This window comes from Aeromonas sp. SrichE-2G (assembly GCF_017939565.1).
GTDB lineage: Bacteria > Pseudomonadota > Gammaproteobacteria > Enterobacterales > Aeromonadaceae > Aeromonas > Aeromonas taiwanensis.
This window is the reverse complement of sequence record NZ_JAGKRG010000004.1, coordinates 368188-393428: the sequence shown is the minus strand read 5'-3', so window position 1 is coordinate 393428 and position 25241 is coordinate 368188. Positions and strand designations below refer to the sequence as shown.

Sequence of the window (25241 nt, the reverse complement as noted above, 5' to 3'; positions counted from 1 at the left end):
ACCTGACTGGCTTGCCACGGCAACAGGCGATAAACGGCCCCTCTTCTTGCCATGTCGATTTGCTGCCATGCAGAGGGGCTGAATGTTATTTCAATGCAGGCAAGGCAGCCCCCAAAAGGCATATTTTTGCCATCATGGAAAGCCCCCCGACAGACCTGAAAATAAATAGCTATGCAAAACAGAGTGAATAACCTGCATTTACATCAGGGGGATTAACCTGTTATTCACACGCTGTAACCGTAATCGGTAAAAATAAGAGGTCATCTGCCTCCGAACGGACATAAAAACGGGATCGCCGTCACCTTTAATTGTGATCCCCGCCATGAATTGAATAGCAAAATGAATATATTTCACTCTGTTGAGCCACCTCATAGAAACCGGATCCCGGTTTGCATCCCAGAATAATCGCCCCCTAGAATCCCCCTGTCTGAAATATCAAGCCAATGTTTCCCCATCGTCCGTTCGCCCGCGCTGGCGACGCCGAATTCAGACTCGACATTGTGATGGCAATGTTTCCTTTTCCCCGTCGTGTTACGCCGGGTACGGGCAACGGTTGCCGCCAGAAAACGAGTCGGATTCGCCGCCAGTCGGGTATCCGGCAATGCAGAGAAGCGTGGCCTGACCCTACATCAAAAACGAAAAAGGAGTATCGCCATGAGTGGTACCATCATCAAATCCGCCAGAAATACCCCCAACGCCCCACAGGATCTGGGCCCCTATACCCAGAGCGTGGCCTTCTCCCACTACAACAATATTGCCGCCCAGCTCCCCGTCGATCCCAGGACGGGCAAGGTGATCGAGGGGGATATCCAGGCCCAGGCCAGACAGTGTCTCACCAATATCCAAGCCATCGTCCAGAGCATCGGCCACGGCATGGAGGACATGGTGAAGGTGACCCTGTTCCTGACGGATATCGCCGATCTGGAGGCGGTCAACGCCGTCTATCGCGAGTTCTTCCCCCACCATCTGCCGACCCGCACCGTGCTCGCCGTCGCCGCCCTGCCGCTGGATGCCAGGGTGCAGATGGACGCCCTGCTCTCCAACGGCGAAGGCACCTTCCCCCAGGCGCCCTGCCCCCTGCTCAAGCTCGCCCGAAGCTGCGATCGCGCCCCGCAGGATCCGCTCTCCAGCCAGAGCGTCGCCTTCTCCCACTACAACAACATCGGCGCCCAGCTGCCCATCGACCCCGCCTCCGGCACCCTGATTGGCGGCGGTATCCGCGAGCAGGCGGCCCAGTGCCTGCACAACATCAAGGCGGTGCTGGAGGGGATCGACGTGCCCTTTGACGACATCGTCAAGGTCACCGTCTACCTGGCCAATCTGGCGGATCTCGACGCCGTCAACGAGGTCTACACCACCTTCTTCCCGGACTCCGCCATCGCCCGCGCCGTCGCCTACCTGCCGGCCCGCAGCGTGATCGCAGCCTCTGCCCTGCCGCTCGGTGCCCGGGTGCAGATGGATGTGGTCATCTCCCACGGCGATGGCACCCCGCCCCAGCTGGTGGAAGACAGACACAACCTGGTGATCCGCGCCCGCAATACCGACAAGGCACCGCGCAGCCCCCTGCACACCCAGACCGTCGCCTTCTCCCACTACAACCATATCGCCGGCCAGCTGCCGGTCGACATGGCCACCGGCAAGATCCTGACCGGCTGTATCAAAGAACAGACCGCCCAGTGCCTCGGCCATATCAAGACCATCGTGGAGAGCATCGGCCACGTGATGGACGATATCGTCAAGGTCAATATCCAGCTGGCCAACATCGCGGATCTGGACGCAGTAAACGCCATCTACACCAAATACTTCCCGGCCTATCTGCCCGCCCGCACCGTGATTGGCGTGAGCGAGCTGCCCGCCGGCGCCCTGATCCAGATGGATGCGGTGATGTCCAATGCGGAAAGCACCCCGCCGCAGGTGTAACACCTTGCTTTAACGATAAAGAGACACCGGCCTAGGCCGGTGTCTTTTTATCTGGCATCCACCTTGTCCCTAAGGCCAAGGAGCTGCGCTCCCTATCCAAGGAATTGTTTAAGCTCAGCCTCTTTCAATTTAAAGGCCTCATACTCCAGTGCCGTTCTGCCCTTGGCGACAGTGATCCATTGCACACCGGTTTCATCGGTGTGTTTAAACTCCAGCCTGAGGACGTACCTTGCACTGGAGATAAAGGCCATCGCAGCCCCCAACAGAAACGCGACTGTGGGGAGAAATAGCGTCATGCCCTTTCCCTGCGCTTCCGTCGGAATAAAATAGAAGAGAATGCTGGATGTGATCAGTCCAAGCAATAACATATTGGTCACTTTATCCTTCCAGGTAAGTACCTTCACCTGCACATCAGAAATACGGTTCACATCATACGAGTCAGAATTTATATGCAGTTTTCTCTCTGACCTATCAATCACTATAGAGCAAGCCATTCTGAACATTCCATCCTTGCAAGAAACCATATACAGCCTGATTTAGAATTCATAAATTACGACCATCATAATATGATGAAAAATCCACCAAAAAGATGATGCTGCATGAGATACAGAGCGGTCGGCCTTTATACGCATATCATATTCCACAAAGCACCATATGACACCACGCCTTATTGACAGTAAAGAGAAATAAAGATGGCTCAAACATGCACGCTGGTGAAGTTGGATGATATGTCCAAGATTGGCGATGCATTCCGATGACGCATTTCAAATATGATAAAAAACGCCCCCCATCTTGCGATGGAGGGCGTTTTATTTTCCGGCTATTGGGCCTGCGCGGCCAATGGTCAGGAATTATAGGGGCTGTTACAGGGACTCAGCGGTCGCCACCACGTTTTCCACGGTAAAGCCGAATTCCTTGAACAGCAGCTCGGCCGGGGCGGACTCACCGAAGGTGCGCATGCCGATGATCTTGCCGCCAAAGCCCACGTACTTGTACCAGTAGTCGGCGATGCCCGCTTCGATGGCCACGCGCTTGGTGACGGCGGCCGGCAGGACGGACTCCTTGTACTCGGCGGACTGGGCATCGAACACGTCGGTAGAGGGGATGGAGACCACGCGCACGGCACGGCCCTTGGCAGTCAGCTGCTCATAGGCGGCCACGGCCAGCTCCACTTCGGAACCGGTGGCGATCAGGATCAGCTCCGGGGTACCAGCGCAATCCTTCAGCACATAGCCACCCTTGGCGGCATCGGCCAGTTGCTGGGCAGTGCGGTCCATCTGGGCCAGGTTCTGACGGGAGAAGATCAGGGAGGTCGGGCCGTCGGTACGTTCGATGGCGTGTTTCCAGGCGATGGCGGACTCTACCTGGTCACAGGGGCGCCAGGTGCTCATGTTCGGGGTCAGACGCAGGGAGGCGATCTGCTCCACCGGCTGGTGAGTCGGGCCATCTTCACCCAGACCGATGGAGTCGTGGGTGTAGACGAAGATGGCGCGCTGCTTCATCAGGGCGGCCATGCGCAGGGCGTTGCGGGCGTACTCCATGAACATCAGGAAGGTAGCGCCGTAGGGGATGAAACCACCGTGCAGGGCGATGCCGTTCATGATGGCGGACATGCCGAACTCGCGCACGCCGTAGTGGATGTAGTTGCCTGCGGCGCTCTCGGGAGTCAGGGACTTGGAGCCGGACCACATGGTCAGGTTGGACGGAGCCAGGTCGGCGGAGCCGCCCATGAATTCCGGCAGCAGCTTGCCGAAGGCTTCCAGGGAGTTCTGGGACGCTTTACGGGTCGCGATCTTGGCCGGGTTGGCCTGCAGGGTTTCGATGATCTTGGCGGATTCAGCAGCCCAGTTGGCCGGCAGCTCGCCAGTGGTGCGGCGCTTGAATTCGGCAGCCAGGGCCGGGTGAGCGGCTTCATAGGCGGCGAACTTGGCAGCCCAGTCGGATTCGAGCTTGGCGCCCTTCTCCTGACCGTTCCACTCGGCGGCGATGTCGGACGGGATGACGAACGGCGCGTGGTCCCACTTCAGGAAGGCACGGGCGGCGGCGATCTCGTCGTTGCCCAGCGGTGCGCCGTGGCAGTCGTGGGAGCCGGACTTGTTCGGGGAACCGTAACCGATGATGGTGCGGCAGCAGATCAGGGTCGGCTTGCCGGTCTCGGCCTTGGCGGCTTCGATGGCAGCGTTGATCGCTTCCGGGTTGTGACCGTCCACGGCCGGGATGACGTGCCAGCCGTAGGCTTCGAAGCGCTTGGGAGTGTCGTCGGTGAACCAGCCTTCCACGTGACCGTCGATGGAGATGCCGTTGTCATCCCAGAACGCGATCAGCTTGCCCAGGCCCAGGGTGCCGGCCAGGGAGCAGGCTTCGTGGGAGATGCCTTCCATCAGGCAGCCGTCGCCCATAAAGGCGTAGGTGTAGTGGTCAACGATGTCGTGACCCGGCTGGTTGAATTGCTCGGCCATGGCCTTTTCGGCGATCGCCATGCCCACGGCGTTGGTGATGCCCTGACCCAGCGGACCGGTAGTGGTTTCAACGCCCGGCGCATAACCGTACTCCGGGTGACCCGGGGTGCGAGAGTGCAGTTGGCGGAAGTTTTTCAGATCGTCGATGGAGAGGTCATAACCGGAGAGGTGCAGCAGGGAGTACAGCAGCATGGAGCCGTGGCCGTTGGAGAGAATGAAACGGTCGCGGTCGGCCCACTTGGGGTTGTTCGGGTTATGTTTCAGGTGGCTGCGCCACAGCACTTCAGCGATATCTGCCATTCCCATGGGGGCGCCCGGGTGACCGGAGTTGGCTTTTTGAACGGCATCCATACTCAATGCACGAATGGCATTGGCAAGCTCTTTACGAGAAGGCATCTGTATCTCCTGCGATTGCTTCATTTGATGGCCAAGATTAAGGCGCGTTATTGTCCCAGCAGGGGGCGCGGCGTGCAAATATTATCTGGGTGAATAAAGTGGCTTTGAGAGCACAATCGCTTTTCTGCTGCGGGAAAACGATTCAATCTTTCCCCTCCCTTACCCCCATGGAGGTGGATCCACCCCGAACCTTGGCCCGGTCGGCTCCAATCCCAAATAGTGCTGGCAATCACTGGGTGACCTCACTAAAATAGACGTCCAGATGTAGATACCTCTACAGTCATCCTGTCATTATCCGGTTATGGCCAAGGCGATAACCCTTACGAATTGAGAACCAAACATGGCAAAGCTGTTTACTTCCGAGTCGGTCTCCGAAGGCCATCCCGATAAAATCGCCGACCAGATCTCCGATGCGGTGCTGGACGCCATCCTGGAGCAGGACACCAAGGCGCGCGTCGCCTGTGAAACCCTGGTCAAGACCGGCATGGTGATGGTCGCCGGCGAAGTGACCACCTCTGCCTGGGTCGACATCGAACAGATCGTGCGCGACACCGTGCGCGAGATCGGCTACACCCACTCCGACATGGGCTTCGACGCCGACTCCTGCGCCGTGCTGAACGCCATCGGCAAGCAGTCCCCGGACATCAACCAGGGCGTCGACCGTACCGACCCGCTGGAGCAAGGTGCCGGTGACCAGGGCCTGATGTTCGGCTACGCCACCAACGAAACCGACGTGCTGATGCCCGCGCCCATCACCTACTCCCACCTGCTGGTGAAGCGTCAGGCCGAAGTGCGTAAAAACGGCACCCTGCCGTGGCTGCGTCCGGATGCCAAGAGCCAGCTGACCTTCGCCTACGACGACGCAGGCAAGATCCTGGGCGTGGACGCCGTGGTCCTCTCCACCCAGCACTGTGACTCCATCAGCCACAGCGACCTGGTGGAAGCGGTGCGCGAAGAGATCATCAAGCCGGTGCTGCCGGCAGAGTGGATCAACAAGGACACCAAGTACTTCATCAACCCGACCGGCCGTTTCGTCATCGGCGGCCCCATGGGTGACTGCGGTCTGACCGGTCGCAAGATCATCGTCGACACCTACGGCGGCATGGCCCGTCACGGTGGTGGCGCCTTCTCCGGCAAGGATCCGTCCAAGGTGGACCGCTCCGCCGCCTACGCCGCCCGCTACGTGGCCAAGAACATCGTCGCCGCCGGCCTGGCCGATCGCTGTGAAGTGCAGGTCTCCTACGCCATCGGCGTGGCCGAGCCCACCTCCATCAGCGTCGAGACCTTCGGTACCGGCAAGGTGGCCGAGGAGCTGCTGGTCAAGCTGGTGCGCGAGTTCTTCGAACTGCGCCCGTACGGCCTCATCGAGATGCTGGATCTGAAGCGCCCGATCTACCAGGCAACCGCCGCTTACGGCCACTTCGGCCGCGACGAGTTCCCCTGGGAGAAGACCGACAAGGCCGAGCTGCTGCGCGCTGCCGCCGGCCTGTAAGGCACGCTGTCGTGATGAAAGGGGAGCCTGGCTCCCCTTTTGCTTGTCCGCCATTTGCCGAGAACCCGATGCCCGCCATCCCTGCCCAGCTTGAATCCCTGTTGCATCAACGTGTCGATGCGTGCTTCACCCAGGCCGAGGCGCGTCTCGGCCGCCCCTTCCCGCGCCCGCAGATCCACTGCAACATGCGGGGCCGGGCTGCGGGGTCGGCGCGGCTGCAGACCTGGGAGCTGCGCTTCAACCCCGCCCTCTATCAGGCCAACCAGCAGGCCTTTCTGGCCGAGGTGGTGCCCCACGAGGTGGCCCACCTGCTGGTCTATGCCCTGTGGGGAGAGGGTCGTGGCAAGAGCCGGGTGCTGCCCCACGGCAGACAGTGGCAGTCGGTGATGCGGGAAGTGTTCGGCCTTGAGCCCAGGACCACCCACAGCTTCGATCTCGCGGTGCTGGCCCAGCCCACATTCCCGTATGCCTGCACCTGCCAGCAGCACCGGCTCTCGGTGCGTCGCCACAACAAGGTGGTGCGCGGCGAGGCCCGCTATCACTGCCGCCGCTGCCGCCAGCCCCTGGTGTGGCAGCGCGACGCCCCGGCGGATTGAGTCACCCCGTGTCGCGCACCTGTGATAGTGTGCGCATCTTCTTCACCCAACTGTTTCATTGCCAAGGATATTCATGTTTCGCCCTCTGCTCTCCCTCTGCCTGGCCCTGCTGGTCAGCGCCCCGGCCCTTGCCGACAACATCCAGACCTTCCGCGCCGCCAAGCAGGACTTGAACAAGCTCTACCAGAGCCATCCCACCACCTTCTATTGCGGCTGCAACATCAAGTTCAGCGGCAAGAAGATGGCCCCCGACTGGGAGAGCTGCGGCTACCTGCCACGCAAGCAGGCCGAGCGCGCCGCCCGCATCGAGTGGGAGCACGTGGTGCCCGCCTGGGAGTTCGGCCACCAGCTGCAGTGCTGGCAGGACGGGGGCCGCAAGAACTGCGGCAAGAGCGACGAGTTCAACAGGATGGAGGGGGACATGCACAACCTCTTCCCCGCCATCGGCGAGGTGAACGGCGATCGGGCGAACTTCCGCTTCTCCGACTGGAACGGCAAGCCGAACCAGTACGGCAAGTGCCAGATGCTGGTGGACTTCAAGGATCGCCAGGTACAGCCGCCCAAGGGGCCGGTGCGCGGCCAGATCGCCCGTGCCTATCTCTATATGAGCCAGCAGTACGGGCTGCGTCTCGCCGCCCAACAGCGTAAACTCTTCGAAGCCTGGGATCGCCTGTACCCGGCCGATCGCTGGGAGTGCGAGCGCAACCGCCGCATCGGCAAGCTGCAGGGCAATACCAATCCCTTCATTGAAAAGCAGTGCCAATAACCCCATCTGGGAGACAAGGGAGTGAATCTCCCTTTTCCCGAACAAGAGACTGATATTGAGCCATGCGCATCCCACGTATCTATGAACCGGCCCCCCTGCAGGCGGGCCAGACCCTGGCCCTGTCGGAAGACGGTGCCAACCACATCGGCCGGGTACTGCGCATGCAGCCGGGCCAGCAGATCGAACTGTTCAACGGCGACGGCAACCAGTACCCCGCCACCATCGCCGCCGTCGGCAAGAAGTCGGTGGAGGTGCGCATCGACGGCTGCGAGCAGCGCTCGGTGGAGTCGCCGCTCGCAATCCACCTGGGCCAGGTGATCAGCCGTGGCGACAAGATGGACTTCACCATCCAGAAATCCGTGGAGCTCGGCGTCACCTGCATCACCCCCCTATTCTCCGAGCGCTGCGGCGTCAAGCTGCCGGCAGACCGGCTGGAGAAGAAGCGCGAGCAGTGGCAGAAGGTGGTGATCAGCGCCTGCGAACAGTGCGGCCGCAATACCGTGCCCGAGGTGCGCATGCCCATGGAGCTGGACGCCTGGCTGGCGGAAGAGACCAACGAGCTCAAGCTCAACCTGCACCCGCGCGCCCCTTACAGCATCAACACCCTGCCGGTGCCGGAGCACGGCGTGCGCCTGCTGATCGGCCCGGAAGGGGGCTTGTCCAGCGACGAGATCGCCCGTACCGTGCAGGAAGACTTCAAGGAGATGCTGCTGGGGCCGCGGGTGCTGCGCACCGAAACCGCCGCCCTGACCGCCATCACGGCGCTGCAGTGCCGCTTCGGCGATCTGGCCTGACACAGGTCTTGCTCATCTAAAACGCAATCGAGCCACCAGAAGGAATCTCGGATGACCATCAAACTCGGCATCGTGATGGACCCCATCTCGTCCATCAACATCAAGAAAGACTCCAGCTTCGCCATGCTCGAAGAGGCGCAGAAGCGCGGCTACGAGCTCTTCTATCTGGAGATGAAGGATCTCTACATGCAGGCTGGCCGGGCGTTTGGCACCATGCGCCCGCTGACGGTCAAGCATGACTACGCCCACTGGTTCACCCTGGGCGAGGTGGTCGATCAGCCCCTCTCCAATCTGGACGTGATCCTGATGCGCAAGGATCCGCCGTTCGACACCGAGTTCATCTACGCCACCTACATGCTGGAACGCGCCGAGGACGAGGGCTGCCTCATCGTCAACAAGCCACAGAGCCTGCGCGACGCCAACGAGAAGCTCTACACCGCCTGGTTCGCCGAGCACACCCCGACCACCCTGGTGACCCGTCGTGCCGACAAGTTGCGCGCCTTCCACGCCGAGCACAGGGACGTCATCCTCAAGCCGCTGGACGGCATGGGTGGCGCCTCCATCTTCCGCATGAAGGAGGATGACGCCAACGTCGGCGTCATCATCGAGACCCTCACCGAGCACGGCCAGCGCTACTGCATGGCCCAGACCTATCTGCCGGCCATCAAGGATGGCGACAAGCGGGTGCTGGTGGTGGACGGCGAGCCGGTCCCCTACTGCCTGGCGCGCATCCCGGCCCAGGGCGAGACCCGCGGCAACCTGGCCGCCGGCGGCCGTGGCGAGGCGCGTCCCCTGAGCGAGGCGGACTGGGCCATCGCCCGCGCGGTGGGGCCGACCCTGAAGGAGAAGGGGCTCATCTTCGTCGGGCTCGACATCATTGGCGATCGCCTGACCGAGATCAATGTCACCAGTCCGACCTGCATCCGCGAGATCGAGGCGGCCTTCCCGGTGCACATCACCGGCATGCTGATGGACGCCATCGAGCGCCGCCTGGGACGCTGAACAGCTCTTCCCGGCAGGGAAGAGGAGTACGCAGGGGCCTTTTGGCCCCTTTCGTTCTCTTTACCGGAACTGGGCTCGGCTCAACGCCAGGGCCGTAAAAAGCGGTTTTGCCCGCCGCCATCAACTGCCATAATCACCCCAATACCTTTGTACGCTTTGAGATCCATGCGCTCCATGCACTCTATGCAAACACTGCAAAACCACTTCCTGCTCGCCATGCCGAGCCTCACGGACGCCTACTTCCAGCGCTCCCTCGTCTACCTGTGCGAGCACAACAGCGAAGGGGCCATGGGGCTGGTGGTCAACATCCCGGTCGACATGACCCTGGACAACATGCTGGCCAAGCTCAAGCTGAGCCCGCCCGATACGACAGAGATGAAGCAGCCGGTGTTGCAGGGCGGCCCGGTGCATGCCGATCGCGGCTTCGTGCTGCACAGCTTCAGACCCGGCTTCAACTCCACCCTGCAGGTGAGCGACGAGATGATGGTCACCACCTCCAAGGACATCCTCGAGACCCTGGGCACCGACGATGCGCCGAGCCACTGGCTGGTCGCCCTGGGCTATGCAGGCTGGAGCGCCGGTCAGCTCGAGCAGGAGCTGGCGGACGGCTCCTGGCTGGTGATCCCCCCCAACCCCAAGCTGGTCTTTGACACCCCCATCCACCAGCGCTGGCAGCAGGCCGCCGCCAGCATAGGCGTCAATCCCCTGCACCTCTCCAGCCAGGTGGGGCACAGCTAGTCCCGGCTTGTCCCGGGGCGCTTGCGTCCAGGGGCGCGGTTGCAGCGCCCCTCCCTTACCCCATTTCGAGGAAATCCCCATGTCATCACGCAGCATCATGGGCTTTGATTACGGCACCAAGAGCATAGGTGTCGCCATCGGCCAGGAGCTCACGGGCAGCGCCCGCCCCCTTCGTTCCCTCAAGGCCAACGACGGCATTCCCAACTGGGACGAGATAGAGAAACTGCTCAAGGAGTGGCAACCGGATCTGCTCATCGTCGGCCTGCCACTCAACATGGACGGCACCGATCAGGAGATCACGGTGCGGGCCCGCAAGTTCGGCAACCGTCTGCACGGCCGTTTCGGCAAGCCGGTGGAGTTCAAGGATGAGCGGCTCACCACCACGGACGCCCGCGCCCGCCTATTCGAGCGCGGCGGCTACAAGGCGCTGGACAAGGGGAGCGTGGATGGCGTCTCCGCCCAGCTCATCGTCGAAGCCTGGATGGAAGAGCAGTACGACTGACAGGACGAGCTGACAGGAACCCACGAGAGGGCGGCCATTCGCGCAATGGACCGCCCTCTTTCATCTCACTCGGCCAGCCGGGTCAGGATGGTGTGGGCCGCCTTGATGCGAGCCTCGTTGGGATAGTTGCGATTGGCCAGCATGACGATGCCGATCCCCTTGGCCGGCACGAAAGCCACATAGGCGCCAAAGCCGTTGGTCGAGCCGGTCTTGTTGAAGAGCACAGGGTGCCCCGCCGCCGCGGGCGCAGGCGCCGCCGGGTTGGCCTCGAGGATCATCCGGGTCGAATTGCCCCCGAGCAGGGCCGCTTCGCTGATGGGGTAGGCGTAGCGCTCCCACCCGAGCCCCTGGGTCATCTCCCCCACCGTGTACTGGCCCTGGTGGGTCAGGTCGATGGCCTGCTGCATGGCTCCGTCTTCCACCCCGCTGATGTTGGCCTTCACAAAGCGCAGCAGATCCGCCGAGCTGGTCTTGATACCGTAGGCCTCGTCCGCCAGCATGCCGGGAGTGACCCGGATGGGCTTGTCCTCCTTCGAGTAGCCGTAGGCGTAGTGCCCCATGGCCTGCTGGGGCACATCGAGATAGGTGTGGTGCAGACCAAGCCCCGGCAGGATCGTCTGCTCCATCAAGCGCTCAAACGGCTGCTTCATGCTGCTCGCCGCCAGATAACCGAACAGGCCGATGCTGGGGTTGGAGTACTGGCGATGGGTGCCCGCCCCGAAGGTGGGCGTCCACTGGCGATAGTAAGCCTGCATCTTCACCGCAGAATCCACCTCGTCGGGGAACTGCAGCGGCAGGCCGCCCGCGCTGTAGGTGGCGAGGTCGGCCATGCTGATGCCGTCGAAGGCCGACCCCTTGAGCCAGGGCGCGTGCTGGCTCGCCTTGTCATCCAGCCCCATGGTCCCCTTGACCACGGCATAGGCCCCCAGGGTCGCGGTCAGGGTCTTGCTGACCGACCCTATCTCGAACAGGGTCCGCTCGCTCACGGGAACCCCTCTCTCCCGATCGGCCATGCCGTAGTTGAAGTAGTGGGCCCGGCCATCCTTGACCACGGCCACCGCCATGCCCGGGATCCGGTACTCCTTGAGCAGCGGACGGATGACCCCGCCCACCATCCCATCCAGCGGATCCACGGAGGAGGCCAGGGAAAGAGGAGACATCAGCAGGGTGCCGAGGGCGAGCAGAGGCAGGGTTGTCGTGTGTTTCATGGCAAGTTCTCAATGTATTCAGGAGGCGCCAGCCTAACCGCTCAGCGTGTGCCAGGCATGAACCCGGGTGAAGTCTGTGTGAAGTCGGCTCTCTAAACCAGCCTGTTTCAATGAGTTATCTTCTTGGTTCCCCCCTTGCCCTGCAGCTGGCGTATAAGCTGTAGGGGCGGCAACGAAGAGGGGATACGCCCGTGCAGACACAACCACTGATCACCCGGCTGCTGACAGCCCTGGAGCAGGTGATCCTCGGCAAACCGCTGCAGCTCAGGGTAGCTCTGGTCACCCTGCTGGCCCGCGGCCACCTGCTGATCGAGGATCTGCCCGGCATGGGCAAGACCACCCTGGCCCACGCCCTGGCCCAGGTACTGGGTCTCGACTGCCGGCGTGTGCAGTTCACCGCCGATCTGCTCCCCGCCGACCTGCTGGGGCTGCAGATCTTCGACAAGGCCGAGCAGCAGTTTCGTTTTCACCCCGGCCCAGTCTTCACCCAGGTGCTGCTGGCCGACGAGATCAACCGCGCCAGCCCCAAGGTGCAGAGCGCCCTGCTGGAGGCCATGGCCGAGCACAGGGTGAGCATGGAGGGGCAGAGCTATCCGCTACCCTCCCCCTTCTTCGTCATCGCCACCCAGAACCCGGCGGATCAGGCGGGCACCTACCCCCTGCCAGAGTCCCAGCTCGACCGCTTCGCCGTGCGCCTGTCGCTGGGTTTTCCCTCGCCGGAGGCCGAACGTCGGCTGCTGCGTGGTGCCAGCCAGCCCCTCACCCTGAGCCGCCAGCTGGACACCGCCGCCCTGGCCACCCTGCAGGCCGAGGCGGAGGAAATCCACCTCTCCGAGGCCACCCTCGACTACCTGCTGGCGCTGGTCCACCAGAGCCGCATCGATGAAGAGTTGCCCCAGCCCCTCTCCCCCCGGGCTGCCCGCACCCTGCTGGCGGTCAGCCGCGCCTGGGCTCTGGTGGCGGGGCGCCGCTTCGTGACGGCAGAGGATGTGCAGGCCGTCTTCCCTTACGTGGCCGAGCACAGGCTCCGGGGGAGCTTCGGCGTGCAGCGCGGCGAGGCCTGCCCCCTGAGCCAGCGCCTGCTGGCCCGGGTCGATCCGGATCGCCCCTGATGGGCTGGCGGCAACGCAGGGCGTTGTGGCAGCGGCGCTGGCTGGCCCGCCGCATTCCCCCCGCCCACCGCATCACCCTGGGGCCGCGCAGCCTGTTCATCCTGCCCACCCGCCTAGGACTTGGCTATCTGCTGGTGATGATCGCCATCTACCTGCTCGGCACCAACTACCAGAACAACCTGGTGATGCTGGTTGCCTACTGCCTCGCCAGCCTGTTCATGGTCGCCATGTGGCTCACCCATCGCAACCTGCTTGGGCTCTCCCTGTTCGGTGGCCCCATGGCCCTCGGCGAGGCGGGCCAGTCCCTGCCCATCCGGGTGACGGTACACGCACGCCGCCCGGCCCGGGCACTGCTGCTGACCCTGAACGAGGGAACCCTCTGGCTGGCCCAGGCCGACTCGGCCCCTGACAGTTTGCTGCTGGCGATCAAGGGAGGCAGGCGCGGCCGGGTGGCCTTGAGCAGGCTGCGGGTGGAGAGCCGCTATCCTCTGGGGCTGTTTCGCTGCTGGTCGCTGCTGGATCTGCAACTGGAGGCCTGGCTCGCGCCCGCCCCCCTTCATGGGAACCTGCTCGCGGGCTCGTCACAGGGGGAACGAGAAGGCCGGGGACAGGCCATGCCGGCCACCCTGGGAGACTTTGACGCCCTGCGGCCCCATCGCCCGGGAGAACCGCCGAGCCGGATCGCCTGGAAACAGCTCGCCCAGGGACGCGGCCTTCTGATCAAGCAGTTCGAAGAGCCCCTGCTGGATGATTCCCACCTCTCCCTCTCCCGGGTCGGCGGTCAGGATCTCGAAGCTCGGCTGGCGGTGCTGGCCTGGTGGTGCGCCGACTATGCGAGGCGGGGCCTTCCCTTCACCCTGACCCTGGCGGGCCAGACGCTCGGCCCCGAGAGCGGACCGGCCTTCCTCCAGCGTTGCCGGCTGGCGCTGGCACGCCTTGGCGACAGGGGGGAGACGACGGCAGAGAGGGGGACTGATGCTGCTCGATAACCGTCGCCTGCTGCCCCTTGTCGCCTTGCAGCAGCTGCTGCTGGCCACGGCGCTCTGGCCCCAGTTGCAGCTCTGGGTGCTGGCAGTGGGTGCGCTCACCCTGAGTGCCCGCGCCATGATGCTGTGGCGGGGCTGGCGCCCGCCCCCGGCCCGACAACTGGCTGTTCTGGCCATCATCGGCATTCTGATCCTGGTGTGGCAATGGCGGGCGCTCGGCACCTTGCCCGCCCTCATCAACCTGCTCTGGCTTGGCTACGGCCTGAAGGTAATCGAGGTACGGCGAGAGCGGGACATAGAGCAGGTGCTGCTGCTTGCCTTCTTCCTCATCGCGCTGGCGCTGGTACATCGCCAGAGCATCGGCTGGGCAATGGCGATGGTGCTGGCCCTCTGGCTGTCGGTCACCGCCCTGGTGACTGCGGTGGCACCGACCCGGCAACAGCCCTGGCGCCAGGCGGGTTTTGCGCTGCTGCTGGCCCTGCCCCTGCTCGTGAGCCTCTTCTTGCTGCTGCCGAGGCTGCCGCCGCTCTGGCAGATGCCCTCCACCAGTCGCGCCCTGTCGGGACTCTCGGAGACGGTGTCGCCAGGAGACATCAGCGAGCTGGCAAACTCGTCCGAGCTCGCCTTTCGCGTCACCTTCGCAGGCGACCCGCCCCCCGCGAGAGAACGCTACTTTCCGGTGATGCGCCAGGAGTATTTCGACGGCCGCCGCTGGCAGCTGAGCGCCGAGGTCAAGGCCTGGCAGGGCAGGGTGCCCCCCAGGGAGACCCCATCGCCCCCCCTCTTCGGCACGCCCCTGCCGGTTGGCACCTACGAGGTGATCGCCGAGCCCCAGCGCCATCGCTGGGCCTTTGCCCTGACCGCCCCCGGGGTGCTGGAGGGCCCGGTGCAGCTGACCCCCCTTGCCACCCTCTATCGCCAGGGGCGCGGCGAGACCACCATTCGTTATCGGGTAAGCGGCCTTCAGGCGGATCAAGATGTCGCCCCGTCATCGCGCCAGCGCAACCTGCAACTGCCCACAACGGGCAACCCCAGGGCGCGCGCCTTCGCCCTCGACTTGCGCGAGCGATACCCCGAACGGGATGCCATGGTGGCCGCCTTGCTGGCGACCTTTCGCCGCGAGCCCTACGCCTACACCCTGACCCCCCCGCCGCTCGCAGACCATGGGGTGGATGAGTTTCTGTTCGATACCCGGCGCGGCTTTTGCGGCCATTACGCCATGGCCACCGCCTTCGTGCTGCGCGCGGCCGGAGTGCCGGCCCGGCTGGTGACCGGTTATCTTGGCGGCGAGTGGAATCCCAGCGGCAACTATCTCGCCGTCCACCAGTTCGATGCCCACGCCTGGGTGGAGTACCTCGATGCGCGCGGACACTGGCGGCGTATCGACCCCACGGCGGTGGTCGCGCCAAATCGCATCGAGGAAGGCATCCCCGAGGCGTTGAACGCGGAGTTTACCGCCGCCGATCCCCTCTCCCTGCAGCGCTATCGCGACTGGGCACTGCTCAACCAGCTGCGCTGGTGGGGCAGCAACATCGACTATCAATGGAGCCGCTGGGTGCTGGGTCACGATGCCAGCCAGTTATGGCAACGGCTCGGCCAACGCTGGCCCGTGCTGGCCGGCCAGACACCCTGGCTCATCCTCGCCAGCCTGATGCTGGTCACCCTGCTGGTGAGCCTGCCCCTGCTCTGGCCCGGCCGCCAGCCACCGCAGCGGCGGATCTGGTCGCCCCTGCTGAAGCGAGGCCAGCGCAGCGGCTGCGTCCCCGCCCCGGGGGAGGCCATGACCGCCTGGTGCGAACGGCTGGCACAGCAGCGCCCCGAGCTGGCCCATCCCCTCAGGCGGAGTGCCTGGCTCTATCGCAGATGGCGCTATGCCCCGCTAGACCGGCGTCAACAACGGCGCTGCTGGCGCCAGTTGCAGCGGCGGCTGGCCCAGGTCTGCCACCGCTGGGACCGCCCGGAGCGATAAAAAAGGGGAGCCACTGGCTCCCCTTGTCGGTCTGACTCACTCGTTCTTATTTTTTGGGCGGGTTGTCCCAGATCCCTTCTTCCAGCTGGCTGCGCAGCTCGGGGTACTTGTTGGCATCGAAGGTGGGCACACGACCCACCTTGAGCTGGTCGTTGTAATCCTTGGCCAGCTTGATGGCGACGCCGGAGAGCAGCAGGATGGCGATCAGGTTGACGATGGCCATCAGCCCCATGGAGACATCCGCCAGGGCCCACACGGTCGGCAGCTCGCCCACGGAACCGAACATCACCATGCCCAGCACGAACATCCGGAACAGCATCAGGCCGCCCTTGTGGTTGTGCTCGAGGAACACCAGGTTGGTCTCGGCGTAGGAGTAGTTCGCCACGATGGAGGTGAAGGCGAAGAAGAAGATGGCCGCAGCGATAAAGATGTTGCCACCGCCACCCACCTGGGAGGAGAGCGCACGCTGGGTCAGCTCGACCCCGGTCACGCCGGAGCCCGGCTCGAACTGACCGGACATCAGGATGATGGCCGCAGTACAGGTACAGATGACGATGGTGTCGAGGAAGACACCCAGCATCTGCACATAGCCCTGGGAAGCCGGATGGGGCGGATAGGGGGTCGCGGTCGCGGCGGCGTTGGGGGCAGAGCCCATGCCCGCCTCGTTGGAGAAGAGACCGCGCTTGATGCCGTTGATCATCGCCTGGGAGATGGCATAGCCCATGGCACCGGAACCCGCCTGCTCGATACCGAAGGCAGACTTGACGATGAGAGCCAGAACCCCGGGCAACTCACCGATATTCATGATCACCACGAACAGCGCCATCAGGATGTAAGCCAGCGCCATGAAGGGCACCACCAGCTCGGCGAAACGGGCGATGCCGCGGATGCCGCCGAAGATGATGAGGCCGGAGAGCACCACCAGGGCCAGACCACTCACCCAGTCGGGGATGCCGAAGGCGACGTTCATGGCCAGGCTGATGGAGTTGGCCTGCACCGCGTTGAACACCAAGCCGAAGGCCAGCAGCAGGCAGAGGGAGAAGACCACCCCCATCCAGCGCATGCCAAGCCCCTTCTCCATGTAATAGGCGGGGCCACCACGGTAGTTACCGTCCTCATCCTTGACCTTGTAGAGCTGGGCCAGGGTGCTCTCGACGAAGGCGGTGGCCATGCCGATGAAAGCGATCAGCCACATCCAGAACACGGCACCCGGGCCGCCCAGATAGATGGCGACGGCCACACCGGCCAGGTTGCCCGTGCCGACGCGGGCGGCCAGGCTGGTACACAGGGCCTGGAAGGAGGAGATGCCGGCGCTGTCGGATTTGCGGCTATTGCGCAGAACCGAGAACATGTGGCCGAAGTGGCGGACCTGGATAAAACCCAGGCGGAAGGTAAAGAAGAGTCCGACCCCGATCAGCAGGTAAATGAGCACGGCTCCCCACATCAGGTCGTTAATCATTGCAATCAAGGTGTCCATAAATCTCTCGTTGTTATCACATCCATGGTCAGTCTGCGCTGACCGCTCTCTGTCAATTTCCGAATTAGCATTGCGCCGAAGGGGCGGAATCTAGCATAGCGAGGGAATTCAGAATAGTGATGCAGCTCACTATGGAGGCAAAAAACGAGCGATTTGACGCAAAAAAGCTTCATTAAGCACGCAAAAAATCAACAAAAATTGATTCAGTATGGGGGGCAACCTCAATAGGGGGGCAATAGAGAACCACACGTGCACGCGCCCCGGGGTGGCCAAGCGCGCAGACCCGGGGGTCGGCAAGAAGACAAGCGTTTGCCTTTCGGTGCGCACTTTTCGGGGCTGAAAACGCAAAACGTTTTACACGTAATTAAATTTCAAGTAGCTGACAATAATATTTATGTGACATGCCGCACAAAACTGACAGTCCATGAAAAAAACTGTGTTTGCCAAAGCCGCCATCCATTCCCAGAAAAATCAATAAAAGTCTTTTTTATCAAATACTTTTATCTTAGCCTCCCCTCCCTTTCCCACGCCTGGATGATTCCCATACAAGCGCCCCTATTGCAGGAAGCGCCACATCCGTATTAATTAGGCAGGCAATGACGATGGGTCGCCCCCATCGTGCCTTTCTGAGCCTGAGCCGCCGGGATTTTGTAATTTTATTTCAGAACTGTCGTCTCATGCCCGCAACCCCTGGGATTGCTCCCTCATAAAGAGATGATATTTGCTATGGCCGATAAATTGACCCAGCTGAAAGCCCTGACCACGGTAGTTGCCGATACCGGTGATATCGAAGCCATCAAGCGTTACCAGCCCATCGATGCCACCACCAACCCCTCCCTGGTGTTGAAGGCATCCGAAATCCCCGAGTATGCCCCCCTGATCGAAGACGCCATCAACTGGGCCAAATCCCAGAGCCAGGACAAGGCACAGCAAGTCATCGACGCGGGCGACAAGCTGGCGGTCAACATCGGTCTGGAAGTGCTGAAAATCGTCCCGGGCCGCATCTCCACCGAAGTGGACGCCCGTCTCTCCTTCGACACCGACGCCAGCATCGCCAAGGCTCGCAAATTGATCCGCCTTTACAACGAAGCAGGCATCAGCAACGATCGCATCCTGATCAAGCTGGCCTCCACCTGGGAAGGGATCCGCGCCGCCGAGGTGCTGGAGAAAGAGGGCATCCAGTGCAACCTGACCCTGCTGTTCTCCTTCGCCCAGGCCCGTGCCTGTGCCGAAGCCGGTGCCTTCCTGATCTCCCCGTTCGTGGGCCGCATCCTCGACTGGTACAAGGCCAAGCACAACCGTGACTACACCGCGAGCGAAGATCCGGGCGTGGTCTCCGTCACTGCCATCTACAACTACTACAAGCAGCATGACTACCCGACCGTGGTCATGGGTGCGAGCTTCCGCAACACCGGCGAGATCCTGGAACTGGCCGGCTGCGACCGCCTGACCATTGGCCCTGCCCTGCTGGAAGAGCTGAGCAAGGCTGAAGGCGCCGTGGTGCGCAAGCTGGACTACACCGGCGAGCGTCAGGCCAAACCGACTCCGATGAGCGAAGCCGAATTCCGCTGGGAGCTGAACCAGGACGCCATGGCCGTCGAGAAACTGGCCGAAGGCATCCGCATGTTCGCCGTCGACCAGGGCAAGCTGGAAACCATGCTGGCCAGCCGTCTCTGACAGACGCCATAGCGGCCATCTGATCCGTCATCAGCCACCGCTGTCGGGTCGATAACAACCGGGCTCCCGCAAGGGCAGCCCGGTTTTTTTATCCCCGTTCCCGCTTGTCACAACTCCGTCATAAAAACGTTTTATTTTCAAAGGCGTCGTGTTATACGGATGGTGAAAACCATAAAACCAAGGAGGGAGCCATGGACATGTTCAACTTCGATTTTGACGAGGTCGTTGAGCTGGGTTCACGTAGCCGCGGGACAACGGGAAAAAAACGCAAATGGCGTGAGATTGAGGCGCTTAAAGACAAGCACCGCCTGCAAAAGGAGCTGCAGGCCATCGACATCGCCTACGAGGGGTCGGACGAACTGGAACTCTGATCGCAGCAAGCTCGCCCCTGTCATGCTCGGATGAGCGGACACCTGAAAACAACGCCCCGGCTTGGCTGGGGCGTTGTTTTCAGGTGTTGGGAACTCAGGAGGCAGGCAGCGAGAGCTGTTTGGCCAGCGCCTGGAAGTGTTGGCTCACCTCGGCCCCGAACAGGGGATCATTGATGGCCCGGTTTTGCCAGAGCTGTTCGAGGTGGCGCCAGTCATCTTCTGTCAGGGAGTCGCGCAGATGGGGGAAGATCACCCCTTCCTCATAGTTCATGTGCGCCTCCTGCTGCGCGATGAACTGCTCCAGCCTGTCGGTGAACTGATCCAGCGGGATGACCGCGTCCATCAGGATCATCTCCACCATCTCCTTGAGCTCAGTGCCCGCATCCAGCAGGCGGGCGTGCTCCTCATGCAGGCGGTTCGCCACCTCCCCCTCCACGACCCTGTACTTCAGGTAGTATTCGTAAATCATGTCCTCTTTCGGGTGGTGGTACTTGTCGGATACCTCCCTCAGGTAGTCCACCACATCCCTGAGCAGGAAATAGCTCACCGGCTGCTCGTTGCGAATGGCGACCAGCTTCTGCCTGAGCAGCGTCAGCAACCGGGTGATGTTGATGTGGTCCTTGTGCAGACTCGATAACATGGGCACTCCTTGCACTGAATTGAGAAGAATACTCTCTCGAGTATACGGTCATTTATTACGTGAACTTTGCACTCAATCAAGTCGGCAGCAGACAATGGACGCCCGGATTCCTGCACGGCCCACCCCCACTTGCATAAGGCTCAGTCCTAATAGCATCTTGGTAGGCTAGCCTTGGCGCAGAACATCACCTTGGGAGCTCCCTTATGGATACCAAGCCTTCCAGTATCTCCTTAGGGTGTTCCCACAACGCTCTGTGCGACAACGGCATATCGCCCAGCGTGAGTTACAGCAACCCAGTTCCCCCAATGAATACCCTACTACTGGATTGCTCTGCTCGTCTCTATTGTCATGCCCAACTAGGCCCGATCGCCCCTTGGGACTGGAGCAGGGGTTAAGGCGCTACCACTGTAAACAATGCTTACGAGCCCGCTCCGTCTTAACAAGGACTCTATTGGGGCGCATTAGAAAACTCCAATGCTGGCAAACCTATGCCAACCCCCTAATCAAAGGTCTCACCGCCAGAGAGGCCAACCTGTCTGGTCACGTCCCGCCAAGCAGCAGGGTGGCAAAGGACGCCTCATAAAAACGGGACCGAGTGACTCTGACGCAATCGTGGTACGAGACCGGACGGACCACCAAGCTGACTTTCAGCTGGAAAAGCTGGATGCGCAAGCGATGAACACGATGTTGCAACCACTCATCGCGCCCGATGCAGTGCTCTGCAGTGATGGCACTGGGGGTATGCCAGTTGCAGCCAAGCATGGGCATACCACATCCAGCATGTGAACGGATATCACCAGCGGTTGAAGGAGTGGATGGAGCGATTCCACAGAGTTGCGACGTCTTACCTGAAAAATTATCTGGGTTGGCGCAGGATGCTGGATCGGTACGGAAGGGAGGTGAACATCAGGCTGTGCTCGTATGAGGCGCCAGGGCGCCCCATACAACACGTCATCGGCACATAGCCTTTTTATGGCGCACATCGCACCCGATGGGTGCTCAATGCTGCAGGATCTGGGAGAGGAAGAGCTTGGTCCGATCCGACTGGGGATTGTCGAAGAACTGATCCGGCACGTTCTCCTCGATGATCTGCCCTCTGTCCATGAAGATCACCCGGTCAGCCACCTGCTTGGCAAACCCCATCTCGTGGGTGACGCAGAGCATGGTCATCCCCTCGTGGGCCAGCTCCACCATGACGTCCAGCACCTCGCGCACCATCTCGGGATCCAGCGCCGAGGTGGGCTCGTCAAACAGCATGACCTGGGGGTTCATGCACAGACTGCGGGCGATGGCGACCCGTTGCTGCTGGCCGCCGGAGAGCTGGCCCGGGTACTTCAGCGCCTGCTCCGGGATCCGGACCCGGCGCAGGAAGTTCATGGCGATCTCCTCGGCCTCCTTGCGCGGCAACTGCTTGACCCAGATGGGGGCAAGGCAGCAATTCTCCAGCACGGTCAGATGGGGGAAGAGGTTGAAGTGCTGGAACACCATCCCCACCTCCCGGCGCACCGCCTCAATGTTCTTGAGATCCGAGGTCAGGGCCGTGCCCTTGACCAGGATGTGTCCGCTCTGGTGCTCCTCCAGCCGGTTGATGCAGCGGATCATGGTGGACTTGCCTGAGCCAGATGGGCCGCAGATGACGATCTTCTCTCCTCTGCCCACCTGCAGGTTGATGTTGCGCAGCACATGAAATTCACCGTACCACTTGTTGACTGCTTTCAGTTCGACGACAGCGTCCGTTTTCATCTCGAAACTACTCCTAATGCTTGTGGCCCGTGTTGAGTTTGCGCTCCAGATAGATGGAGTAGCGGGACATGCCAAAACAGAACATCCAGAAAATCATGGCGATAAAGACATACGCCTCGGTGGAATACCCCAGCCAGGCCGGATCCGCCAGCGCCACCTTGGAGATGGCCAACAGATCGAACAGCCCGATGATGAGCACCAGGCTGGTGTCCTTGAACAGGGAGATAAAGGTGTTCACCAGCGAGGGGATGGTGATCTTGAGGGCCTGGGGCATGATGATGAGCCCCATCACCTTCCAGTAGGAGAGCCCCAGGGCATCCCCCGCCTCGTACTGCCCCTTGGGTATTGCCTGCAACCCCCCTCTCACCACCTCGGCCACATAGGCCGCCTGGAACAGGATGATGCCGATGAGCGCCCGCAGCAGCTTGTCGAGCTCCACCTCGGTACTCATGAACAGCGGCAGCATGACGGACGCCATGAAGAGCACTGTGATGAGCGGCACCGCCCGCCAGAACTCGATGTAGACGGTGGAGAGACTGGAGATGACCGGCATGTGGGAGCGACGCCCCAGCGCCAGCAGGATGCCGAACGGCAGGGCGACCACTATGCCCACCACCGCCAGCACCAGGGTCAGCATCAGCCCGCCCCAGCGGTTCGTCTCCACCACCTCAAGTCCCGCACCGCCATGGATGAGGAGAAAGGCGATGACAGGAAACACCAGCAGGGTAAAGAGCGCCAGCCACCCCTTGCGCGGGGTTTTGGGCCATATCAGCAAGGCCAGCAGCACCGCCAGGCCGGCGAAGGTCAGGTTGATGCGCCAGTACTGATCGGCCGGATAGAAGCCATAGAGATACTGCCCCAGCCGGCTCTCGATGAAGATCCAGCACGCCCCTCCCTCGGCGCAGGCTTCACGGCTGTTCCCCTGCCAGGTGGCCGAGAACAGCGCCCAGTCCAGGGCGGACCAGATCAGTGGCAGCAGTAGATAGGCCAGCGCCAGGGTCAACAGGCCATTCCACCAGTTGGGAAACAGATTCTGCCTGAGCCAGGCGACCAGGCCCCGGCGATGGCTGGGAGGCGGCAGGGCCTCCTGCAATTCGTTCACGAACATGACAGCTCCCTAGCGCTCAACCAGCGTCATCCTGCGGTTGTAGATGTTCATCAGCACCGAGGTGGTGATACTGATGACGAGATAGACCCCCATGGTCATGGCGATGACCTCGATGGCCTGCCCGGTCTGGTTGAGGGTGGTGCCCATGAAGACAGACACCAGATCCGGATAGCCGATGGCCGTGGCCAGCGAGGAGTTCTTGGTGAGGTTCAGATACTGGCTGGTCAAGGGAGGGATGATGACCCGCATCGCCTGGGGAATGATCACCAGCCGCAACGTCTTGGCGGGAGAGAGCCCGAGTGCGGAGGCGGCCTCCGTCTGCCCCTTGCTGATGGCCAGGATGCCGGAGCGCACTATCTCCGCGATGAAGGCCGCCGTGTAGATGGTCAGCGCCAGCAGCAGAGCCGCAAGCTCGGGCAGGACCGTCATCCCTCCCCGGAAGTTGAATCCCTGCAACGCTGGCACGCTCCAGTTGAGCGGACTGCCCGCCAGCAGGAAGGTGACGGCCGGGAGCAGAATGACCAACCCGGCCGCACAGCGCCAGAACGGGAAAATCCTGCCGGTCAGGGCCTGACGGCGCCGTGCCCAGCGGCTCAGTCCCCAGCTCAGCACCACGGCGATCAGCAGGGCCCAGAGCACGTAACCGAATCCCTCTTCGAACACCGGCTTGGGTAGATAGAAGCCCCGCACGTTGAGGAAGGCGAGCCCCCCCAGATCCACGCTCTGGCGCGGTGATGGCAGGGTACGCAGTACCGAGAAGTACCAGAAGAAGATCTGCAACAACAGCGGGATGTTGCGAAACGTCTCTATGTAGACGGCCGCAATCCGCGCCACCAGCCAGTTGCGCGACAGACGCGCCACCCCGAGCATGAAACCGAGCAGGGTGGCAAACAGGATGCCGAGCACGGAAACCAGCAGGGTGTTGAGCAGCCCCACCACGAAGGTACGACCGAAGGTATAGGTTTCGTCATAGGGGATCAGGCTCTGCAGAATACCGAAGCCCGCCGTGTTGCCCAGGAAACCGAAGCCGGTGGTGATGCCACGGGTGGCCAGATTGGTCAGGGCATTGTTGACGATGTAGAACAGGAACCCGACAACGACCGCGATGGCCAGGCACTGGAAGATCAATGCCCGCACCTTGGCGTCATACCACCAGCGGCCCTGTTCTTTCCTATGGTTTGATGCGTGTAACGCCATGAGGATGACTCCGACAAAGCCAGGGGAAATGGGGGGCCTTGCCCCCCGATTGTTGTCGACTCAGCGGATGGGCGGCGCGTACATCAGGCCACCCTTGTTCCAGAGCGCGTTGATACCGCGATCGATCTTGAGGGGAGAGCCGGCGCCGACGTTGCGATCGAAGGATTCACCGTAGTTGCCGACCTGTTTGACGATGTTGTAGGCCCACTTGTCATCGAGCCCCAGCACCGATCCCTTGGGCTCTTCCAGTCCCAGCAGACGGCGGATATCCGGGTTGGTGGACTTGAGCATCTCGTCCACGTTGGCACTGGTGACCCCGGCTTCCTCGGCGTTGAGCATGGCGTTCAGACTCCAGCGCACCACCTTGAACCACTGATCGTCCCCCTGGCGCACGGCAGGCCCCAGCGGCTCCTTGGAGATCACCTCAGGCAGCACCATGGCCTCCGCCGGCTTGGTGAGCTTGATCTTGAGGGCATAGAGCTGGGACTGATCCGAGGTCAGCACGTCGCAGCGCCCCGCCTCGAACCCCTTGACGGTCTGATCCGAGGTATCGAACACCACAGGGGTATATTTCATGCCACCATTGGCACGGAAATAGTCCGCCAGGTTGAGCTCTGTGGTGGTACCGGACTGGATGCAGACGGCGGCGCCGTCAAGCTCCTTGGCACTCTTGACCCCGAGGGACTGCTTGACCAGGAAGCCCTGGCCATCGTAGTAGTTCACCCCGGCAAAGGTCAGACCCAGCGACCCGTCCCGGGTCAGGGTCCAGGTGGTGTTGCGCGACAGCAGATCCACCTCGCCGGACTGCAGGGCGGTGAACCGCTCCTTGGCGGTGAGGGAGACATACTTGACCTTGCCGGCATCCCCCAGCACAGCCGCAGCCACAGCCCGGCACACGTCCACGTCCAGACCGGTCCAGGTGCCCTTGACATCCGGATTGGAGAAGCCAGGCAGGCCATCACCCACCCCGCACTGAACGAATCCCTTCTTCTTGACGGCATCCAGTGTGCCGTCGGCCCACGCATTGGCTGCCACCAGCGACAGCACCATTACCATACCTGCCTTGTGTATCTGCTTCATCTCACTCT

At 62.0% G+C, this 25241-nt stretch carries 22 protein-coding genes and 1 pseudogene; 14 read left to right on the top strand and 9 right to left on the bottom strand.

The annotated features are described in order from the left end of the window. Positions 1-654 precede the first annotated feature (654 nt). Positions 655-1920 carry a RidA family protein gene (locus J9885_RS03875; protein ID WP_210548151.1) on the top strand — a complete coding sequence of 422 codons (1266 nt, stop codon included), beginning with the start codon at positions 655-657 and terminating at the stop codon, positions 1918-1920. 92 nt (positions 1921-2012) lie between these two features. Here J9885_RS03875 and J9885_RS03870 read toward each other — a convergent pair whose 3' ends face one another. Further along, positions 2013-2423, bottom strand: a complete 411-nt coding sequence (locus J9885_RS03870; protein WP_246876790.1) for a hypothetical protein — start codon at positions 2421-2423, stop codon at positions 2013-2015. A gap of 360 nt (positions 2424-2783) precedes the next feature. Next, the gene (gene tkt, locus J9885_RS03865; protein ID WP_039040146.1) at positions 2784-4775 is read right to left on the bottom strand and encodes a transketolase; all 1992 of its coding nucleotides are present in this window, start codon (positions 4773-4775) and stop codon (positions 2784-2786) included. A 340-nt stretch (positions 4776-5115) separates the two neighbouring features. On the opposite strand from tkt, the gene metK reads away from it, so the two are divergent. From metK to ruvX, 7 genes are all read left to right on the top strand, one after another. Next, positions 5116-6267 carry a methionine adenosyltransferase gene (metK, locus tag J9885_RS03860; RefSeq protein WP_043762042.1) on the top strand — a complete coding sequence of 384 codons (1152 nt, stop codon included), beginning with the start codon at positions 5116-5118 and terminating at the stop codon, positions 6265-6267. A 68-nt stretch (positions 6268-6335) separates the two neighbouring features. Further along, positions 6336-6863: a SprT family zinc-dependent metalloprotease gene (locus J9885_RS03855; RefSeq protein WP_210548150.1), complete on the top strand. Its 528-nt coding sequence runs from the start codon at positions 6336-6338 to the stop codon at positions 6861-6863. Positions 6864-6936: 73 nt separating this feature from the next. Next, complete coding sequence (locus J9885_RS03850; protein ID WP_043762044.1) at positions 6937-7629, top strand: endonuclease; 693 nt, start codon at positions 6937-6939, stop codon at positions 7627-7629. Between the two features lie 62 nt (positions 7630-7691). Continuing rightward, positions 7692-8423 (top strand): 16S rRNA (uracil(1498)-N(3))-methyltransferase, encoded by a 732-nt coding sequence (rsmE, locus tag J9885_RS03845; protein ID WP_210548149.1) that lies wholly within the window; start codon positions 7692-7694, stop codon positions 8421-8423. Between the two features lie 51 nt (positions 8424-8474). Beyond that, a complete protein-coding gene (gene gshB / locus J9885_RS03840; protein WP_043762046.1) occupies positions 8475-9425 on the top strand; it encodes a glutathione synthase in 951 nt (316 codons plus the stop codon). Positions 9426-9608: 183 nt separating this feature from the next. After that, positions 9609-10163, top strand: coding sequence for a YqgE/AlgH family protein (locus J9885_RS03835; RefSeq protein ID WP_043762047.1), 555 nt, complete (start codon positions 9609-9611; stop codon positions 10161-10163). Positions 10164-10242: 79 nt separating this feature from the next. Next, entirely contained in the window at positions 10243-10665 is a 423-nt protein-coding gene (gene ruvX / locus J9885_RS03830; protein ID WP_043762048.1) for a Holliday junction resolvase RuvX, read from the top strand. Between the two features lie 65 nt (positions 10666-10730). Here the strand turns inward: ruvX and ampC are convergent, their stop codons facing one another. Next, positions 10731-11873 carry an FOX/MOX family class C beta-lactamase gene (ampC, locus tag J9885_RS03825; RefSeq protein ID WP_210548148.1) on the bottom strand — a complete coding sequence of 381 codons (1143 nt, stop codon included), beginning with the start codon at positions 11871-11873 and terminating at the stop codon, positions 10731-10733. A gap of 191 nt (positions 11874-12064) precedes the next feature. Between ampC and J9885_RS03820 the strand changes: the two genes are divergently transcribed. The 3 genes from J9885_RS03820 to J9885_RS03810 are packed head-to-tail and all read left to right on the top strand — an operon-like array spanning position 12065 to position 15940. Continuing rightward, complete coding sequence (locus J9885_RS03820; RefSeq protein ID WP_210548147.1) at positions 12065-12985, top strand: AAA family ATPase; 921 nt, start codon at positions 12065-12067, stop codon at positions 12983-12985. Further along, a complete protein-coding gene (locus J9885_RS03815; protein ID WP_210548146.1) occupies positions 12985-13974 on the top strand; it encodes a DUF58 domain-containing protein in 990 nt (329 codons plus the stop codon). Before J9885_RS03820 ends, J9885_RS03815 begins: the two co-directional genes overlap by 1 nt. Continuing rightward, the gene (locus J9885_RS03810) at positions 13961-15940 is read left to right on the top strand and encodes a transglutaminaseTgpA domain-containing protein (protein WP_210548145.1); all 1980 of its coding nucleotides are present in this window, start codon (positions 13961-13963) and stop codon (positions 15938-15940) included. The genes J9885_RS03815 and J9885_RS03810 overlap by 14 nt, the downstream gene beginning before the upstream one ends. Positions 15941-15986: 46 nt before the next feature. On the opposite strand, the gene J9885_RS03805 is transcribed toward J9885_RS03810, so the two are convergent. Then, the gene (locus J9885_RS03805) at positions 15987-17417 is read right to left on the bottom strand and encodes a sodium:alanine symporter family protein (protein WP_043762056.1); all 1431 of its coding nucleotides are present in this window, start codon (positions 17415-17417) and stop codon (positions 15987-15989) included. Positions 17418-18143: 726 nt separating this feature from the next. Here J9885_RS03805 and tal point away from each other — a divergent pair. Together tal and J9885_RS03795 are read left to right on the top strand one after the other, a co-directional pair. Then, positions 18144-19094 (top strand): transaldolase, encoded by a 951-nt coding sequence (gene tal, locus J9885_RS03800; protein WP_210548144.1) that lies wholly within the window; start codon positions 18144-18146, stop codon positions 19092-19094. Positions 19095-19285: 191 nt separating this feature from the next. Beyond that, on the top strand, positions 19286-19465 hold the full coding sequence (locus J9885_RS03795; RefSeq protein WP_043762059.1) for a DUF3545 family protein: 180 nt from the start codon (positions 19286-19288) through the stop codon (positions 19463-19465). A gap of 94 nt (positions 19466-19559) precedes the next feature. On the opposite strand, the gene J9885_RS03790 is transcribed toward J9885_RS03795, so the two are convergent. Then, a complete protein-coding gene (locus tag J9885_RS03790; protein ID WP_210548143.1) occupies positions 19560-20105 on the bottom strand; it encodes a hemerythrin domain-containing protein in 546 nt (181 codons plus the stop codon). Positions 20106-20340: 235 nt separating this feature from the next. Here J9885_RS03790 and J9885_RS03785 point away from each other — a divergent pair. Beyond that, positions 20341-21070 (top strand): annotated as a pseudogene (locus tag J9885_RS03785) (IS1595 family transposase). Between the two features lie 34 nt (positions 21071-21104). Here J9885_RS03785 and J9885_RS03780 read toward each other — a convergent pair. The 4 genes from J9885_RS03780 to J9885_RS03765 are packed head-to-tail and all read right to left on the bottom strand — an operon-like array spanning position 21105 to position 25233. Next, positions 21105-21848 (bottom strand): amino acid ABC transporter ATP-binding protein, encoded by a 744-nt coding sequence (locus tag J9885_RS03780; RefSeq protein WP_043758863.1) that lies wholly within the window; start codon positions 21846-21848, stop codon positions 21105-21107. A gap of 13 nt (positions 21849-21861) precedes the next feature. Beyond that, positions 21862-22956: an amino acid ABC transporter permease gene (locus tag J9885_RS03775; protein ID WP_210548142.1), complete on the bottom strand. Its 1095-nt coding sequence runs from the start codon at positions 22954-22956 to the stop codon at positions 21862-21864. 9 nt (positions 22957-22965) lie between these two features. Beyond that, a complete protein-coding gene (locus tag J9885_RS03770) occupies positions 22966-24153 on the bottom strand; it encodes an amino acid ABC transporter permease (protein ID WP_246876789.1) in 1188 nt (395 codons plus the stop codon). Between the two features lie 60 nt (positions 24154-24213). Then, positions 24214-25233 (bottom strand): amino acid ABC transporter substrate-binding protein, encoded by a 1020-nt coding sequence (locus J9885_RS03765; protein WP_210548141.1) that lies wholly within the window; start codon positions 25231-25233, stop codon positions 24214-24216. Positions 25234-25241: the final 8 nt, after the last annotated feature.